Here is a 15,810-nt window from a genome sequence, read left to right on the forward strand (position 1 = left end):
ACAAATTAAAAAAATGCATGACTAAAAAAGAAATCGGTAACGATCAATTAATTACTCAAATATTAAAAGGTATTGAAGAAGTAAAAGGTAAGGATATCAATATTTTAGATCTCAGAGATATCGAAAATACAGTATGTAACTACTTTGTAATCTGCAACGGAACTTCTAATACGCAAGTAAATGCAATTGTAAGCTCTATCCAAAAAACGGTAAGTAAAGAACTTAAAGACAAACCTTGGCATATCGAAGGTAGTGAAAATGCAGAATGGGTATTAATTGATTATGTTAATGTTGTTGTGCACGTTTTTCAAAAACACATCAGAGAATTCTATGATATAGAAGGACTTTGGGGAGATGCAAAAACTACAGTTATCGAAACGAATTATTAAAAGAAAACCGTAAATGGCGAAAGAAAATAAAAAAACAGAACCAAATAAAAAACCAAAGTTTAGTGCATATTGGATTTATGCAATTATTATTGTTGGTTTTTTAATATTGAATTTTATGGGTGGAAGTGGACTAGGATCTGCTCCCACTACTTCTCCTTCTGAATTCCAGGAGTTTTTAAGTAACGGAGAAGTAGAAAAAGTAGTGATTGTAAATCGCCGAAATGCTAAGGTCTTTCTTACTGGTGAAGCTAAATCATTAGATAAGCATCAAAAAAATAAGAACAAATCTCTATTACCAGCAAGTCCAAATGATCCTGATTATCAATTTGAATTTGGTGACTTACAGAATTTTGAAAATAAAATTGCCACAATAAAAAAAGAGAACGGATTATCAACCCAGGTAAATTATGATACCGAAAGTAATGTATGGGGAGAAATTTTTATTACCCTCTTACCATTTGCACTTATAATCGGAGTATGGATATTCATCATGCGAAGAATGAGTGGTGGTTCTGGTGGTGGTGCCGGAGGACAAATATTTAATATTGGTAAATCTAAAGCTAAGCTTTTTGATCAAAATACCGAAGTTAAAGTTTCTTTTGAAAATGTAGCTGGATTAGAAGGTGCCAAAGAAGAAGTACAAGAAATTGTAGATTTTCTTAAAAACCCAGAAAAATACACCTCTTTAGGAGGTAAAATCCCTAAAGGAGCTTTACTAGTAGGGCCTCCGGGAACTGGTAAAACGTTATTAGCAAAAGCTGTAGCTGGTGAGGCAAAAGTGCCATTCTTTTCTCTATCAGGATCAGATTTTGTAGAAATGTTTGTTGGTGTTGGAGCTTCTCGTGTTCGGGATTTGTTTAAACAAGCAAAAGAGAAATCCCCTGCTATTATTTTTATTGATGAAATTGATGCTGTGGGTAGAGCCAGAGGTAAAAGTAATTTTTCGGGATCTAATGATGAAAGAGAAAATACATTAAACCAGCTACTAACAGAAATGGATGGTTTTGGTACAAATACCAATGTAATTGTTATAGCAGCTACCAACCGTGCAGATGTACTTGATAAAGCATTATTACGTGCCGGTCGTTTTGATCGCCAGATATATGTAGATCTTCCGGATATTCGTGAGCGTAAAGAAATATTTGATGTTCATTTAAAGCCATTAAAGAAAGTTGAAAATGAACTCGACACCGAATTTATGGCAAAACAAACTCCGGGATTCTCTGGTGCTGATATTGCAAATGTATGTAACGAAGCTGCTTTGATTGCTGCAAGAAAAGGTAATAAAGCAGTTGGAAAACAAGATTTTCTTGACGCTGTAGATAGAATTGTTGGAGGATTAGAGAAAAAGAATAAAATCATTACCCCTGATGAAAAACGAGCTATTGCTTTTCATGAAGCAGGTCACGCAACTGTAAGCTGGATGTTAGAACATGCTGCTCCACTAGTAAAAGTTACTATTGTACCCAGAGGACAATCTCTAGGTGCTGCTTGGTATTTACCAGAAGAGAGGCTAATTGTACGACCAAATCAAATGCTTGATGAAATGTGTGCTGCATTAGGAGGTCGTGCTGCAGAAAAAGTTATATTTAATGAAATCTCTACAGGCGCTCTAAGTGACTTAGAAAAAGTAACTAAGCAAGCAAGAGCTATGGTTACCGTATATGGATTAAATGATAAAGTAGGAAATCTTACCTACTATGATTCTTCGGGACAAAGTGAATATAATTTTACAAAACCATATAGCGAACAAACAAGTGAGCTTATTGATAAAGAAATTTCGAATATAATTGAAGAGCAGTATCAACGCGCAATTAAATTATTAGAAAAAAATAAGGACAAGCTAACAGAATTAGCAGAGGTCTTATTAGAAAAAGAAGTGATTTTTAAAGATAACTTAGAGAAAATTTTTGGCGAAAGACCATTCGGTAAAAAAGAAGAAGAAATCATTAAAGAACCCTCTTAAACATATTATTTTTACTTGTAAATTGAAAAATCTTAACCTAACGGAATATTAGGTTAAGATTTTTTTTATCTTTGGAGGTAATGTAAAACCGTAATTTCCCAATCCCAATTCAAAAAATGAGTCTATTTAGAAGAATATTTTCCTCAAAATCTAAATCAGACCAAAAGAGTAAAGAACGTCACTTAGATGATCGCAGTAAATATATGCCAGAAATCGATCTACCGATTGATGAAAGCTTTATGATAAATTTTAAAAGAAACGGTGGTAAGTTTCTTTATTGTGATGATGAAAATGAAGTCTCTGATTCTTTTGATAAGATTCTTTTGGAAAATGATTGGTATGAGAAAGATGTATGCTGTTTTGATATTGCTTTAGAACATAAATTCTCTGGTTTCAATCTAAATTATGTTAAAAGCTTTTCTGCCTCTTTCTTTTTTGCTACTTGTGAATATTTAATTGCAGATAACGGATCTATATTAGTGTCTTCAAACCAACTTAGAGAGAAAAAACTTACCGAGCTTCCTGATAATTTTGTAATCTTAGCAGCTACCAGTCAGCTAGTTAAGAGTATTGGCGAAGGATTAAAAGGTATAAAAAATAAAAATAAAAATTCTATTCCTTCAAACATTACTACAATCAAAGATTTTGAACCGCAAAAAGAAAAGGATTTCTTAAGCTATGGAAATAGTTCAAAAAATTTATATTTGCTGCTGCTGGAAGATTTATAATATGAAGGAACTGCTTACAAGATCTTTATCGGGGCTTTTATATGTCTCTATTTTACTACTATCTATATGCATCAATAGATATACCTTTATTGGGATCTTTTTGGTTTTTGGAGTAATTGCTATATATGAATTTCAAAAATTAATTTATCTTAGAAATAAAAGATTGTATGTAATATTTATTACCCTCTTGGCAGTGTTAAACATATTTCAGGATAAGCTCTATTTTTATCTTATTCTCCCTGTTTTGACCCTTACCATTATTACAGAATTGTTTTTGGTAAAAGATTTAGTTACAATTCGTATTATCCCAATGTTCGAGAAACGAAAATATCATACCAGTATTTTTTATCTAATCACATCTATTGTATTTCTAACTCTTGTACCTTATTATACAGGAGAGTATCAACCTTTCATTATTGCGGGAGCATTTTTAATCACTTGGGTCAATGACACTTTTGCTTATTTGGTTGGTAAAAATTTTGGAAAACATAAATTATTAGAACGAATATCTCCAAAAAAGACTATAGAAGGGTTTGTCGGAGGGTTTATTTTCTCATTATTAGCAGGATATTTAATCGCCATATTTACCAATACTTTATCAATAGGAATTTGGTTGATTATAAGCATAATTATGAGTATTTTTGGGACTCTGGGAGACTTAATCCAATCTAAGTTCAAAAGACAGGCTGGAGTTAAAGACAGCGGCACTATAATGCCAGGTCATGGCGGCATATATGACAGATTAGATAGTGTTATATTTGCCAGCCCATTTTTATATGCATTTTTACAAATATTAAAGCATGTTTCATAAAGAAGGATATAAAATAATATCGGTAGCACTTGTATTATTTCTAGGCATTAATTTGGCCTCATACGTAGCGATTCAGATCGATGAATGGCAAATCGCTATATTTTTGGTTACATTAGTATTTCTGATTTTAATTTTGCAGTTTTTCAGAAATCCTAAAAGACATACAACAGTAAATGATAGTACTGTAGTTGCACCTGTTGATGGAAAAGTAGTAGTTATCGAAGAAGTATTCGAAAAAGAGCATTTTAAAGATAATCGTTTACAGGTTTCAATTTTTATGTCCCCGGTAAATGTTCATGTAACACGCCATCCAATAAACGGTGAAGTTATTTTTAGCAAATATCACCCTGGTAAATACCTTGTAGCCTGGCATCCTAAAGCTTCTGAAGAAAATGAAAGAACTACCGTTGTTGTAAAAAACAATAGTATAGAAGTACTTTATCGACAAATAGCAGGAGCCCTTGCAAAAAGAATTGTAAATTATGCTAAAGAAGGAGAAAAGGTGGTTCAAGGCTCTGATAGTGGTTTTATTAAGTTTGGATCAAGGGTAGATGTATATTTACCTATAGGAACCGATGTAAGTGTTACTTTAAATCAAAAAGTAAAAGGAGGAGAAAGTGTTATTGCTAATCTATAATCATGACCGAAGAAGAATTAAATATCGCCTTCGATGACGCATATGAGCGCGCCTGCAATACTAAAATACAATTGCCTCCCGATGTTATGCTTCATTTTTATGCATATTACAAAAGAGCAACACATACAGAAGGTTTTTTTACCCCTTCAGGAGACAGTGAGCTTAGAAATGCATTTAAACTAAACGCATTTTTTCAAGCAAAAAACCTCACCCCAAAAGAAGCCAAAAAAAAATATATCGAATTGGTAAATAAATATATAACTGATTAATTTAAAAAAGGCCTTGATTTATATAAATCAAGGCCTTTTTTAAATTATTATATACCAATTACATCTAATTATGCAAGCTCTTCAGGCTTGATTTTATAGTAGCGATTTTAGCTTCGGCATCGGCTTGTTTCTTCTTTTCGTTAGCAATAACCTGGTCTGGCGCATTATTTACAAAGCGTTCATTTTGTAATTTTTTCTGAACAGATTTCAAAAAACCTTCTGTATACGATAACTCATCGGTCAATTTTTTAATTTCTTCCTCTACATTGATCGCTCCAGAAATTGGAATAAAATATTCATTAGATTTTACTCTAAAAGAAAGTGCTCCTTCAACCTTGGCATCTACATAACTTAATGTCGACAGGTTTCCGAGTTTACTAATCACTGCATCAAAAGAGGCGCTATTATTTTCACTATTTAATACAAATAATTCGATAATTTCCTTAAACGCTATATTTTTCTCCTTTCGTATAGTTCTAATTCCAGAAACTACATGTGCCGCAATTTCGAATTCTGCAATCAAAGTTTCATTAACTACTTGTGGTTCTGGCCAACTGCCAATAATTAATGCTTCTTCTGGTGTTCTATCTGTGATCTGTTGCCATATCTCTTCAGAAATAAAAGGAACAAAAGGATGTAAAACCTTTAAGTTGTCTTCTAAAATTTTGATCACCTCCTGATACGTTTTACCATCAATAGGGCTACCATAAGAAGGTTTCACCATCTCTAATAACCAGCTACAGAAATCATCCCATATCAACTTATATGTTGTCATTAAAGCATCACTGATACGATATTTTGCATAACTATCTTCAAGCTCTAACAGTGCTTTCTGAAATTTTGAAGTATACCACGCTATCGCCATAGCAGAAGCTTCTGGTTGCTCTATAGTATTATCAATTTCCCAGCCAAGAATAAGTTTAGAGGCATTAAATATTTTATTAACAAAAGCACTACCTTGTTTACACAAGTCTTCATCAAACATTAAATCATTTCCTGCAGGAGAACTTAGCAACATTCCTACCCTAATACCATCTGCTCCATATTGGTCAATTAAATCCAACGGATTTGGAGAATTACCTAAAGATTTAGACATCTTACGGCGTTGCTTATCTCTTACAATACCGGTAAGGTATACATTAGTAAAAGGTTTTTCTCCTCGATATTCGTATCCAGCAATAATCATACGTGCTACCCAAAAGAATAAGATTTCTGGTGCAGTAACCAAGTCATTAGTTGGATAATAGTAATTAATCTCTTTATTATCTGGCTCTAAAATACCGTTAAAAACACTCATAGGCCACAACCAGGAAGAAAACCAGGTATCCAAAGCATCAGGGTCCTGAGTAAGACCTGCAATAGTCAACTCGGTATTTCCTGTTTTTTCTTTAGCCAAAACCAAAGCCTCTTCTCTACTTTCTGCGACTACAAAATCTTCTTTACCATCTCCATAGAAATATGCTGGAATTTGATGTCCCCACCATAACTGGCGTGAAATGTTCCAATCTCTAACATTTTCCATCCAGTAGCGATAGGTATTTATAAATTTTTCGGGAACCAGATTTACCTCTTTATCTAAAACAGCATCTAATGCTGGTTTGGCCAGATCTTTCATTTTTAAAAACCACTGATCACTTAATTTTGGTTCGATCACAGCTTTGGTACGCTCACTAGTTCCTACTTTATTAAGATGTGTTTCGGTTTTTGCAAGTACTCCAATACGTTCAAGTTCCTTTACAATCTCTTTACGAACTACAAAACGATCTTTTCCTTCATACTGCAATCCAAAAGAGTTTAATGTAGCATCATCATTAAAGATATCTATAACCTCTAGATTATGCTTATCTCCCAAAGTCTTATCATTAGGATCATGAGCAGGTGTTACTTTAAGACATCCAGTACCAAATTCCATATCTACATATTCATCCTCGATTATAGGTATACTGCGATTAGCAATAGGCACAATAGCTTTTTTACCCTTAAGATGTGTAAATCGATTATCATTTGGATTAATACATATTGCGGTATCTCCCATAATTGTCTCTGGGCGAGTTGTTGCAATAGTTAGTGTATCTTCTGTTCCTTCTATTTTATAGTTTAGGTAATATAAATTCCCTTGTTTTTCTTCATAAATCACTTCTTCATCAGACAAGGTGGTCTTAGCTTGAGGGTCCCAATTTACCATTCTATACCCACGATAAATTAATCCTTTATTATACAGATCTACAAAAACCTTAATTACAGATGCCGACAAGTTGTCATCCATTGTAAAAGCAGTACGTTCCCAATCACAAGAAGCTCCTAATTTTTTTAACTGTTCCAGGATAATTCCTCCGTGCTTATGAGTCCATTCCCAGGCGTGTTCTAAAAACTCTTCTCTGGTAAGATCGTTTTTATCAACCCCTTCATCTTTTAGCTTAGCAACAACTTTAGCCTCTGTTGCTATCGAGGCATGGTCTGTTCCAGGTACCCAACACGCATTATACCCTTTTAGACGGGCTCTACGGATTAATACATCCTGAATTGTATTGTTAAGCATATGCCCCATATGCAAAACACCAGTAACATTTGGTGGTGGAATAACAATAGTATATGCTTCTCTTTCATCAACCTCTGAGTGAAAATAATTATTTTCCATCCAGTAGGCATACCACTTTTCTTCTATCGATTTTGCATCGTATTTTCCTGCTAAAGACATACTTTGGTCTGATTTTTGAATTAAGAAGTGCAAAAGTACTTATTAAAGTATGAAGTACGAAGTTAGAAATATGAAAATTTAAAAAAAACCTGAGTAATGAAATTAAACAATGTAGCTATAAAAATATAATAGTTTATATCATGTGCTATATGAAAATTTCTAACCTCACACCTCTAGCTTTTGACCTCTTACTTTTAGGTATCATTTTGCAGTTGAATAAAAAGTAAGTACTTTTACGTTTAACAAAAACCTACATCATGAAAAAAATAATGATAATTTTATTTATTGGTGTTCTTGGCGCAACCTTAAATGCACAAGACACTAATAAAGCGCAAATAAAATTTAAATCCGAAGTTGTTGATTATGGCGAAATCGCCAAAGGCAGCGACGGTGTACGCAAATTTGAATTTACAAATACAGGAAATGCTCCTTTAGTTATCTCCAGAGTATATTCAAGCTGCGGATGTACCATTCCAAAAAAACCAGAGCAACCAATTGCTCCAGGAGAATCTGGTGTTATCGAAGTTAAATACGACACCAAAAGAGTGGGACCAATTCGTAAAACTATTACAGTAACATCTAATGCAGGAGATACTCCTACAATGGCTATAAAAATTAAAGGAACTGTCCTTGATAAAAGTGTTTTAGAAAAGAAAAACTAGAACTCGTATAATTAATCGTAACAAAAAAGGATACTCTAGAGTGTCCTTTTTTATTTTTAGATTACTTTTTTAAGTGAAAAATTGTAGCTTATTTCTATTCCTAATCGTTCTATTTTCATCTTAATTCTTCTTCCTTCTTCAAAATAAAACATATCATTTAGATCAGAAAGCTTATACCTATATGCACTTTTACCATTTACTTGTAAAATAACATCTCCTTTTTTTAAACCCGCAAGATCAGCTGGCGAATTAGGTCTAACATCCAAAATTTCGTACTTAGGCTGAAGAATAAAGTTGTTTGTCAACTCAATCGTTTTTTGGTTTACTAATTTATTTAACCCCAAATACACTCTATCTTCTTCTTTATAATTTCTTACTGCTGTGAAACCTGTATGCTGAATGGTAAGCCCACTCATATTATAATGAAAAGGCTTATTAAAAAAACTATTCTTTTTAAAAGATATTTTCTGACGGGTATAATCCAAAATAAGATTAAACCTCCTTAGGATATTTCCTCCTAATGACCCTTGCCTGTTATTTAAAGATATTCCTTGTATGTAGATAGAATCCGGAAATGAGGCTGTTACCTCCTTCATTTTAAATTCACCAATATTGAGTTCCCTTATTTTAGTTTTTTCACCATAAATATCTCCGCTAAAACCTTTACCCAAAAAATCTCTAAAGGAATTCTCACCTGCATATATCCCTTTTTCTTTATTCTCAAATAACCATAAAGAAGAACCAGAACCCGAATCTAACAAAAGATTGATATCGATCAACCCATTAGCAGATTTATATTGAGCTGTAATAAAAGGTCTTTTCTTTTTTTCCCTAAAATCAATTTTGGTTTGATAGCACTTTTTACACTTTTTGTAAGTATACGACTCTGGTTTATACATTTTTATGTACTGCTTTGCATAATTAATATCCAAAACAAAGTTTTTAATAAAATCATGACCTATAATCCCATGTACAGGAAATCCCATTCTGGGAGAAAAATTAATTGACTCATCCAAAACCAGGTAAATCTTGTGATTAGTACTAACAGCATCACCTATCCTAACTTCGTTATTAATTGATTTTATAGCCTCTACGGGTTCATTTTCACCTAACCCTCTAAGGTAAATTTTTGATGCATTCTTAAGTTCTAAGGAGCTTTTATTGTCTACACTAAAGATAATTGTGGATCCCACACCGGTATCTAAAATAAAGGAAAGTTCGACACCATTTACAACAACAGGAATAACAATAAGGTTATTTGCTAATTCAAATCTAATCTTATCACTTTTTTCCCCAATAGGTAACCGGAAGTTTTCTTGGGCAAAAAGAGCTGTACTAAAGATTATAAATAGTACTAAAATCTTACTTTTAAAAAAATGACAAAAATCTAGTGATAAAATCTTCATTACTCTAAATATAAAAAATATAGTTGAAAAACCTACAAACTAAATAGGGATTTACAAATTCAAATACATCATTCTTTTGTTAGATAACCTTTTTTAGATAGAATTTGCACTTTACCTCTGCTCCTAACATTTTACCCAATACCAGTATCCAGAATAAAAGAAAGCTTGGTATCGTTTACAACGACAGGAATAACAATTAGATTATTGATTAATTGAAATTTAATCTTAGTGCTATTTTGTTTAAAAGGCAATCTGAAATCATTTTGAGCATGAAGAACAAAATTGAAAAGTAAAAATATCATTAAAAGCCTACCTTTCATAAAACAACAAAATTAAGTCATAGAAGCTTGATCGCATTAAATATAAAAAAATAGTTAAAAAAACACCCCAACTACACCCCCTATTCCTAAAATATTTAAGAAATTTACCGCTATTTTATTTTTTTAAATCAGATCAGATGCCAATAATATCGCATAAAGGCAAAGCTATGCCCGAATCACCAATTCGAAAATTGGTGCCTTTTGCAGAAAAAGCTGCAAAAGAAGGTAAGCATATTTACCATTTAAATATCGGTCAACCAGATATAAAAACACCGATTGAAGCGATGGATGCTATACGAAACCACAAATTAGACATTTTAGCGTATAGCCACTCTGCCGGATTTGAAAGTTTTAGAAATAAATTAGCCGACTATTATGCAAAACATAATATTACGGTATCTTCTGATGAAATTTTGGTCACTACCGGAGGTAGTGAAGCATTAATTTTTACCATGGGTAGTATTACAGATCCTGGTGATGAGATTATAGTTCCCGAACCTTTTTATGCAAATTATTATAGTTTTTCTACACAATCTACTGTCAAGGTAGTTCCTGTTATATCTAAGATAGAAAACGGATTCGCATTACCATCGATTGCAGAGTTCGAAAAATTGATTACAAAAAAAACCAAAGCCATACTGATCTGTAACCCCGGTAATCCAACAGGTTACCTTTATAGCAAAGAAGAAATAAAACAATTAGCAGAACTTGCTATCAAGTATGATTTATTTCTGATTTCTGATGAAGTGTATCGAGAATTTGTGTATGACGACTCAGAGCATTACTCTATTTTACAAGAAAAAGGCCTTGATGAATATGCCATTATTGTAGATTCTGTCTCTAAACGATACAGCATGTGTGGAGCCCGTATTGGATGTATGATAAGTAAAAACAAAAGTGTAATGGAAACTGCTATGAAATTTGCACAAGCACGACTAAGCCCTCCTACTCTTGCGCAAATTGCTAGTGAAGCGGCTTTAGAAGCGCCAGAATCTTATTATACAGAAACGGTTGAAAAATACAAATTAAGGAGAGATACCTTGGTTGCCGGACTTAGAGAAATTCCAGGAGTAAAAGTAGGAGTTCCTAAAGGTGCTTTTTATTGTATTGCCGAATTACCAATCGAAGATGCTGATCATTTTGCACAATGGCTTCTAGATGAATTTGATTTAGATAAGCAAACTATTATGGTAGCACCAGCTTCTGGATTTTATTCGGGACCAAACAAGGGGAAAAATCAAGTAAGAATAGCATATGTTTTAAATCGAAGAGATCTTAAAAAGGCAATTGAAATATTAAAAATAGCTCTTGAAAAATACAATAATCAATGAGGCGAACATTAAAAAATTAAACCTATTTTCCCAAAAGGAAATGTTTTAGATTTTTAATGAGAGAACGTAGTGATTACACATGTTCTCAATTTTATAATTAATTTATCATCAAATAATTACTAAAATTTAAACGTGTGAAAATTGAATATAATAAATCTTTAAAAAAATACAATACTTTTGGGATTGACGTCGTCGCAGCAGAATTTGCGGCTATTACATCAGAATCCGAACTCGATACAATGCTCTTAAAAAACAATAAAAATCCACTTTTTATTTTGAGCGGCGGAAGCAATATGCTATTGACAAAAAATCTGGACATGTTAGTGTTGCATATTGCTATAAAAGGAATTACAGCTATAGAAGAATCAGACAAATATGTATCTGTATCTGCAAATGCAGGAGAAAACTGGCATGATTTTGTACAATACTGTATCAAAAATAATTATGGAGGCTTAGAAAATTTATCTCTAATTCCCGGATATGTAGGTAGTGCCCCTATTCAAAATATTGGCGCTTATGGTGTAGAACTTAAAGATACAATGACAAGTTGCGAAGCAATCAATATCAATACCCGAAAGAAACGTATCTTTTCAAAAAAAGATTGCAAATTCGGATATCGCAACTCTATTTTTAAAAACGATGTAAAAGGTGAATACATAATCACCAAGGTCACTTTTAGATTAACTAAAAAAGAACACACTCTTAATACAAGCTATGGTGCAATAGAAAATGCTTTGGTAAATAGGGAAATTACCCAACCCACAATTAAAGATGTTTCTGAAGCAGTGATTGCTATACGAAAAAGCAAACTTCCCGATCCCTCACAAATAGGAAACAGTGGTAGTTTTTTTAAAAATCCCGTTGTTGATGTTAAACATTTTACCAAGCTTCAAAAGGCATATCCTAACATTCCTTTCTATAAAATAGATGAAGAACATATTAAAATTCCTGCAGGCTGGCTGATCGAACAATCTGGTTTTAAGGGAAAACGTTGGGGTGATGCAGGAGTGCATGAAAAGCAAGCTTTGGTCTTGGTAAACTACGATAATGCCTCTGGAAATGAAATTTTGAATGTATCCAAAAGAATTTTAACCCACATAAAAGAAAAATTTGATATTCTTCTGGAAACTGAAGTCAATATTATATAATACAATATTGAGACATTTATAAATATATCTAATCAAAAAAGGCTAATATTAATCAAGAATTGACACATTATTCTTAATTTTTTGTTTAATAGCTTCTTAGCCATACATTCTTTGTATCTTTGTAATCAATTTTGATTTTTTATATTATTATGAAGCTTTTATTACTTACAATTGTTTTATTACTATTAGCATTTGGTGGTATTGCAATTAAACTATGGGCGAAAAAAGATGGTAAATTTGCTGGTACTTGCGCAAGTCAAAGTCCATTTTTAAATAAAGAAGGTGAATCATGTTCTCTTTGTGGCAAAACTCCGGATCAGTACTCAAGCTGTAACGAAGAAAAACACACTAAATAGTTTCTTATCGATTATCTATTTCACTCAAAAACAATGTATTGAAAAAAGAAGACTCTATCCTTTTAGAAGATCATATCAAAAAAGCTAAAGAAGGGAAACAAATATCTTTTAATTATCTTCTTGATACTTTTTGGAATGATGTGTACAATTTTCAGTTGAAAAAAACTCAGGATGAGTACGAAGCTGAGGATATTACTATACAAAGTTTTTCTCGAGCATTTGACAAAATTAACACGTTTAAAGAAGAATACAACTTTAAAACATGGTTGATTCAGATCTCAAAAAACATACATATAGATCTATTGCGAAAAAAAAATGCATCAATACAGTCCAAAACCACAACACAAGTAGATGATGCTGTATATAAAATCATCGATCATAATCCAACCCCAGAAGATAAACTAATTACCGAGCAAAATTTAGCTCAATTACTGCTCTACATTAAACAACTAAAACCTAATTACCAAAAAGTAATTAACCTAAGATATTTTCAGGAATTAAGTTATAAAGAAATTGCTGATCATCTCAATGAACCTATAAATAATGTTAAAGTAAAGTTATTGAGGGCCAGAAAACTACTTTCTGAAATAATTACTAATGCAAAACACTAATTTATAAACGAAAAACTATCGCAAGGTAAAAGAAGTAAACCTTTTGATAACGCTATACAATGGATCAATCCATTTGTCGTTGATCTTTTTATCGTATTTCACAAACTTTTGTATCAATCCTTTTGGCGCAGAAATCTCTTTTTCTATAGCTGTGATATTAATATACTTCTGGTTATTAAGCAACCATTTTTCTACACGCTTTCGATTGTTTTTTGTTTTTTTAAGACTTATCAATTCTTCGGGCATGATTTTTTCTCTTTATCACATGAGATAACTGTCAAATTCAAAAAAAATTTTACGTTAACTTAATTTTAACCTGATGTTAAGACTTTGTATAGATATGGTTTTACTGTAAGGAGAAATCTACAGAAACTATAGCTCTTGTTTTCCTTTAATATCAAGTAGTTTAACAATGTACTTCTTTTTCAAAATCAAGATACCTCTTATAGCGATGTATTAACTTTATTCAAAACTTCATCTTAATCTAAGCTTTCTTTGTATTTTTGCTAAAAATGTTGCTTGTATGAATAACAATGTTGCTAGCGTAGCACCTCCTAAAGGAAAACCAAAATGGTTACGTGTTAAACTTCCCACGGGAAAGAAATACACAGAGCTTCGGGGATTAGTAGATAAATATAACTTACATACCATTTGCACCTCAGGAAGCTGTCCTAACATGGGGGAATGCTGGAGTGAAGGGACTGCTACTTTTATGATATTAGGTAATATATGCACCCGTTCCTGTGGTTTTTGTGGCGTTAAAACCGGAAGACCAGAAACTGTAGAGTGGGAAGAACCCGAAAAAGTAGCTCGATCTATAAAATTGATGAAGATAAAACATGCTGTCATTACATCTGTAGATAGAGATGATTTGTTAGATGGTGGATCAATTATCTGGGCAGAAACTATTCAAGCTATTCGCAGAATGAATCCAGAAACTACATTAGAAACATTAATTCCGGATTTTCAAGGAAAAACAAAAAATATAGATAGAATTATTACAGTAAAACCAGAAGTGGTTTCTCATAATATGGAAACTGTAAAGAGACTAACTCGAGAGGTTCGCATCCAGGCCAAATATGAACAAAGCTTACAAGTATTAAAATATCTTAAAGAAAATGGTATTGAACGTACAAAAAGCGGAATCATGCTGGGGCTTGGAGAAAAAGAAGATGAAGTTATACAAACACTAAGCGACCTTAGAACAGTAGGTTTAGACATTGTTACTATAGGGCAATACCTACAACCAAGCAAAAAACATCTTCCTGTAAAACAATTTATAACTCCGGATCAGTTTAAAAAATATGAAGAAATAGGTTTAGAAATGGGATTTAGGCATGTAGAAAGTAGTGCCTTGGTAAGATCTTCATATAAAGCTCAAAAGCATTTAACTTAATCCAAAAACAGTAGTAAGGATTTAATGAATATACCTATTAGAATTGCCATCAACGGTTTTGGAAGAATAGGCCGTAACTTGTTTAGATTATTAATTAATCATCCTAGCATACAAGTTGTAGCAATAAACGACCTCGCCGACTCAAAAACTTTAAGTCACCTTCTTAAATATGATAGCATACATGGTATTTTATCTTTTGAGGTATCGCATACCAAAGATCATATTATAGTACAAGATGCATCAATACCTTTACTTAATGAAAAAGATCCCGAACAGTGTAACTGGAAAAAATATGATGTAGATATTGTTATCGAATCAACTGGAAAATTTAAAACCAGACCTGATGCAGAAAAACACCTTAAGGCTGGAGCAAAAAGAGTTATCCTATCTGCTCCTTCTATAGAAGATAGTATAAAAACTATCGTCGTAGGTGTAAATGATCATATCCTTGATGGGTCAGAAACTATCTTATCTAATGCTTCTTGCACTACAAACAATGCAGCACCAATGATCAAGGTAATTAATGATTTATGCGGAATTGAACAAGCTTACATCACCACTGTACACAGCTATACTACTGATCAAAGTTTACATGACCAACCACATAGGGATTTAAGACGGGCACGAGCCGCAAGTCAATCCATAGTACCTACGACAACTGGTGCAGCAAAAGCACTAACAAAAATATTTCCCGAACTAAGTGATGTAATAGGAGGATGTGGTATCAGAGTCCCTGTCCCGAATGGATCACTCACAGATATTACCTTTAATGTTAAAAGACAAACTTCTATCCAAGAAATTAACAACGAATTTAAAAAAGCTTCCCAAACTAGTCTAAAAAGTATTTTGTCTTATACAGAAGATCCTATCGTATCTGTTGATATACTTGGCAATCCGTACTCTTGTACGTTTGATTCTTTAATGACTTCTGTGATAGGAAAAATGGTAAAAATCATAGGTTGGTATGACAATGAAATAGGATATAGTAATAGAATAATTGATTTAATTATTAACATTTGTAAGAAATAACTATCTTAGTTGAGATATTTCAGAGGAAAATGCCAACCCAAATCAAATATTTT

General features: G+C 32.6%; 17 protein-coding genes. 13 read left to right on the forward strand and 4 right to left on the reverse strand.

Annotated features, from left to right (window positions below):
* Positions 1-17 precede the first annotated feature (17 nt).
* The 6 genes from rsfS to DK441_RS05325 all read left to right on the forward strand — a co-directional run bounded on the left by rsfS (position 18) and on the right by DK441_RS05325 (position 4,800).
* Positions 18-389, forward strand: coding sequence for a ribosome silencing factor (gene rsfS / locus DK441_RS05300; protein ID WP_024770761.1), 372 nt, complete (start codon positions 18-20; stop codon positions 387-389).
* Between the two features lie 13 nt (positions 390-402).
* Positions 403-2,355 carry an ATP-dependent zinc metalloprotease FtsH gene (gene ftsH / locus DK441_RS05305; protein ID WP_109097821.1) on the forward strand — a complete coding sequence of 651 codons (1,953 nt, stop codon included), beginning with the start codon at positions 403-405 and terminating at the stop codon, positions 2,353-2,355.
* Between the two features lie 116 nt (positions 2,356-2,471).
* Complete coding sequence (locus tag DK441_RS05310) at positions 2,472-3,083, forward strand: LUD domain-containing protein (RefSeq protein ID WP_025666716.1); 612 nt, start codon at positions 2,472-2,474, stop codon at positions 3,081-3,083.
* A 1-nt stretch (position 3,084) separates the two neighbouring features.
* The gene (locus tag DK441_RS05315) at positions 3,085-3,894 is read left to right on the forward strand and encodes a phosphatidate cytidylyltransferase (RefSeq protein WP_109097822.1); all 810 of its coding nucleotides are present in this window, start codon (positions 3,085-3,087) and stop codon (positions 3,892-3,894) included.
* Entirely contained in the window at positions 3,884-4,531 is a 648-nt protein-coding gene (locus DK441_RS05320; protein ID WP_109097823.1) for a phosphatidylserine decarboxylase family protein, read from the forward strand. The genes DK441_RS05315 and DK441_RS05320 overlap by 11 nt, the downstream gene beginning before the upstream one ends.
* 2 nt (positions 4,532-4,533) lie before the next feature.
* Entirely contained in the window at positions 4,534-4,800 is a 267-nt protein-coding gene (locus DK441_RS05325) for an acyl-CoA-binding protein (RefSeq protein WP_109097824.1), read from the forward strand.
* Between the two features lie 64 nt (positions 4,801-4,864).
* Here the strand turns inward: DK441_RS05325 and DK441_RS05330 are convergent, their stop codons facing one another.
* Positions 4,865-7,498, reverse strand: coding sequence for a valine--tRNA ligase (locus tag DK441_RS05330; protein ID WP_109097825.1), 2,634 nt, complete (start codon positions 7,496-7,498; stop codon positions 4,865-4,867).
* A gap of 257 nt (positions 7,499-7,755) precedes the next feature.
* On the opposite strand from DK441_RS05330, the gene DK441_RS05335 reads away from it, so the two are divergent.
* Entirely contained in the window at positions 7,756-8,160 is a 405-nt protein-coding gene (locus DK441_RS05335; RefSeq protein ID WP_074408891.1) for a DUF1573 domain-containing protein, read from the forward strand.
* Positions 8,161-8,216: 56 nt separating this feature from the next.
* Here the strand turns inward: DK441_RS05335 and DK441_RS05340 are convergent, their stop codons facing one another.
* A complete protein-coding gene (locus DK441_RS05340) occupies positions 8,217-9,566 on the reverse strand; it encodes an aspartyl protease family protein (RefSeq protein ID WP_109097826.1) in 1,350 nt (449 codons plus the stop codon).
* Between the two features lie 131 nt (positions 9,567-9,697).
* The gene (locus DK441_RS05345; RefSeq protein ID WP_109097827.1) at positions 9,698-9,886 is read right to left on the reverse strand and encodes a hypothetical protein; all 189 of its coding nucleotides are present in this window, start codon (positions 9,884-9,886) and stop codon (positions 9,698-9,700) included.
* 137 nt (positions 9,887-10,023) lie between these two features.
* Between DK441_RS05345 and DK441_RS05350 the strand changes: the two genes are divergently transcribed.
* The 4 genes from DK441_RS05350 to DK441_RS05365 all read left to right on the forward strand — a co-directional run bounded on the left by DK441_RS05350 (position 10,024) and on the right by DK441_RS05365 (position 13,332).
* Positions 10,024-11,217 (forward strand): pyridoxal phosphate-dependent aminotransferase, encoded by a 1,194-nt coding sequence (locus DK441_RS05350; RefSeq protein ID WP_025666708.1) that lies wholly within the window; start codon positions 10,024-10,026, stop codon positions 11,215-11,217.
* 134 nt (positions 11,218-11,351) lie between these two features.
* Entirely contained in the window at positions 11,352-12,365 is a 1,014-nt protein-coding gene (gene murB, locus DK441_RS05355; RefSeq protein ID WP_109097828.1) for a UDP-N-acetylmuramate dehydrogenase, read from the forward strand.
* A 149-nt stretch (positions 12,366-12,514) separates the two neighbouring features.
* Positions 12,515-12,721 carry a membrane or secreted protein gene (locus DK441_RS05360; protein ID WP_074408896.1) on the forward strand — a complete coding sequence of 69 codons (207 nt, stop codon included), beginning with the start codon at positions 12,515-12,517 and terminating at the stop codon, positions 12,719-12,721.
* 38 nt (positions 12,722-12,759) lie between these two features.
* On the forward strand, positions 12,760-13,332 hold the full coding sequence (locus DK441_RS05365) for an RNA polymerase sigma factor (protein ID WP_025666705.1): 573 nt from the start codon (positions 12,760-12,762) through the stop codon (positions 13,330-13,332).
* A gap of 15 nt (positions 13,333-13,347) precedes the next feature.
* On the opposite strand, the gene DK441_RS05370 is transcribed toward DK441_RS05365, so the two are convergent.
* Entirely contained in the window at positions 13,348-13,578 is a 231-nt protein-coding gene (locus tag DK441_RS05370; RefSeq protein ID WP_025666704.1) for a hypothetical protein, read from the reverse strand.
* 277 nt (positions 13,579-13,855) lie between these two features.
* Between DK441_RS05370 and lipA the strand changes: the two genes are divergently transcribed.
* Together lipA and gap are read left to right on the forward strand one after the other, a co-directional pair.
* Positions 13,856-14,728: a lipoyl synthase gene (lipA, locus tag DK441_RS05375; protein ID WP_109097829.1), complete on the forward strand. Its 873-nt coding sequence runs from the start codon at positions 13,856-13,858 to the stop codon at positions 14,726-14,728.
* A 24-nt stretch (positions 14,729-14,752) separates the two neighbouring features.
* The gene (gene gap / locus DK441_RS05380; RefSeq protein WP_109097830.1) at positions 14,753-15,757 is read left to right on the forward strand and encodes a type I glyceraldehyde-3-phosphate dehydrogenase; all 1,005 of its coding nucleotides are present in this window, start codon (positions 14,753-14,755) and stop codon (positions 15,755-15,757) included.
* Positions 15,758-15,810 lie beyond the last annotated feature (53 nt).

This window comes from Aquimarina sp. AU58 (assembly GCF_900312745.1).
Taxonomy (GTDB): Bacteria; Bacteroidota; Bacteroidia; order Flavobacteriales; family Flavobacteriaceae; genus Aquimarina; species Aquimarina spinulae.

Excerpts from the sequence above, each read along its gene's own strand:
- gap (WP_109097830.1), top strand. The coding sequence starts at position 14,753 with ATGAATATACCTATTAGAATTGCCATCAACGGTTTTGGAAGAATAGGC.
- rsfS (WP_024770761.1), top strand. The coding sequence starts at position 18 with ATGACTAAAAAAGAAATCGGTAACGATCAATTAATTACTCAAATATTA.
- DK441_RS05360 (WP_074408896.1), top strand. The coding sequence starts at position 12,515 with ATGAAGCTTTTATTACTTACAATTGTTTTATTACTATTAGCATTTGGT.
- ftsH (WP_109097821.1), top strand. The coding sequence starts at position 403 with ATGGCGAAAGAAAATAAAAAAACAGAACCAAATAAAAAACCAAAGTTT.
- DK441_RS05370 (WP_025666704.1), bottom strand. The coding sequence starts at position 13,578 with ATGCCCGAAGAATTGATAAGTCTTAAAAAAACAAAAAACAATCGAAAG.
- DK441_RS05350 (WP_025666708.1), top strand. The coding sequence starts at position 10,024 with ATGCCAATAATATCGCATAAAGGCAAAGCTATGCCCGAATCACCAATT.
- DK441_RS05330 (WP_109097825.1), bottom strand. The coding sequence starts at position 7,498 with ATGTCTTTAGCAGGAAAATACGATGCAAAATCGATAGAAGAAAAGTGG.
- lipA (WP_109097829.1), top strand. The coding sequence starts at position 13,856 with ATGAATAACAATGTTGCTAGCGTAGCACCTCCTAAAGGAAAACCAAAA.
- DK441_RS05315 (WP_109097822.1), top strand. The coding sequence starts at position 3,085 with ATGAAGGAACTGCTTACAAGATCTTTATCGGGGCTTTTATATGTCTCT.
- DK441_RS05325 (WP_109097824.1), top strand. The coding sequence starts at position 4,534 with ATGACCGAAGAAGAATTAAATATCGCCTTCGATGACGCATATGAGCGC.
- DK441_RS05340 (WP_109097826.1), bottom strand. The coding sequence starts at position 9,566 with ATGAAGATTTTATCACTAGATTTTTGTCATTTTTTTAAAAGTAAGATT.
- DK441_RS05345 (WP_109097827.1), bottom strand. The coding sequence starts at position 9,886 with ATGAAAGGTAGGCTTTTAATGATATTTTTACTTTTCAATTTTGTTCTT.
- DK441_RS05320 (WP_109097823.1), top strand. The coding sequence starts at position 3,884 with ATGTTTCATAAAGAAGGATATAAAATAATATCGGTAGCACTTGTATTA.
- DK441_RS05310 (WP_025666716.1), top strand. The coding sequence starts at position 2,472 with ATGAGTCTATTTAGAAGAATATTTTCCTCAAAATCTAAATCAGACCAA.
- DK441_RS05335 (WP_074408891.1), top strand. The coding sequence starts at position 7,756 with ATGAAAAAAATAATGATAATTTTATTTATTGGTGTTCTTGGCGCAACC.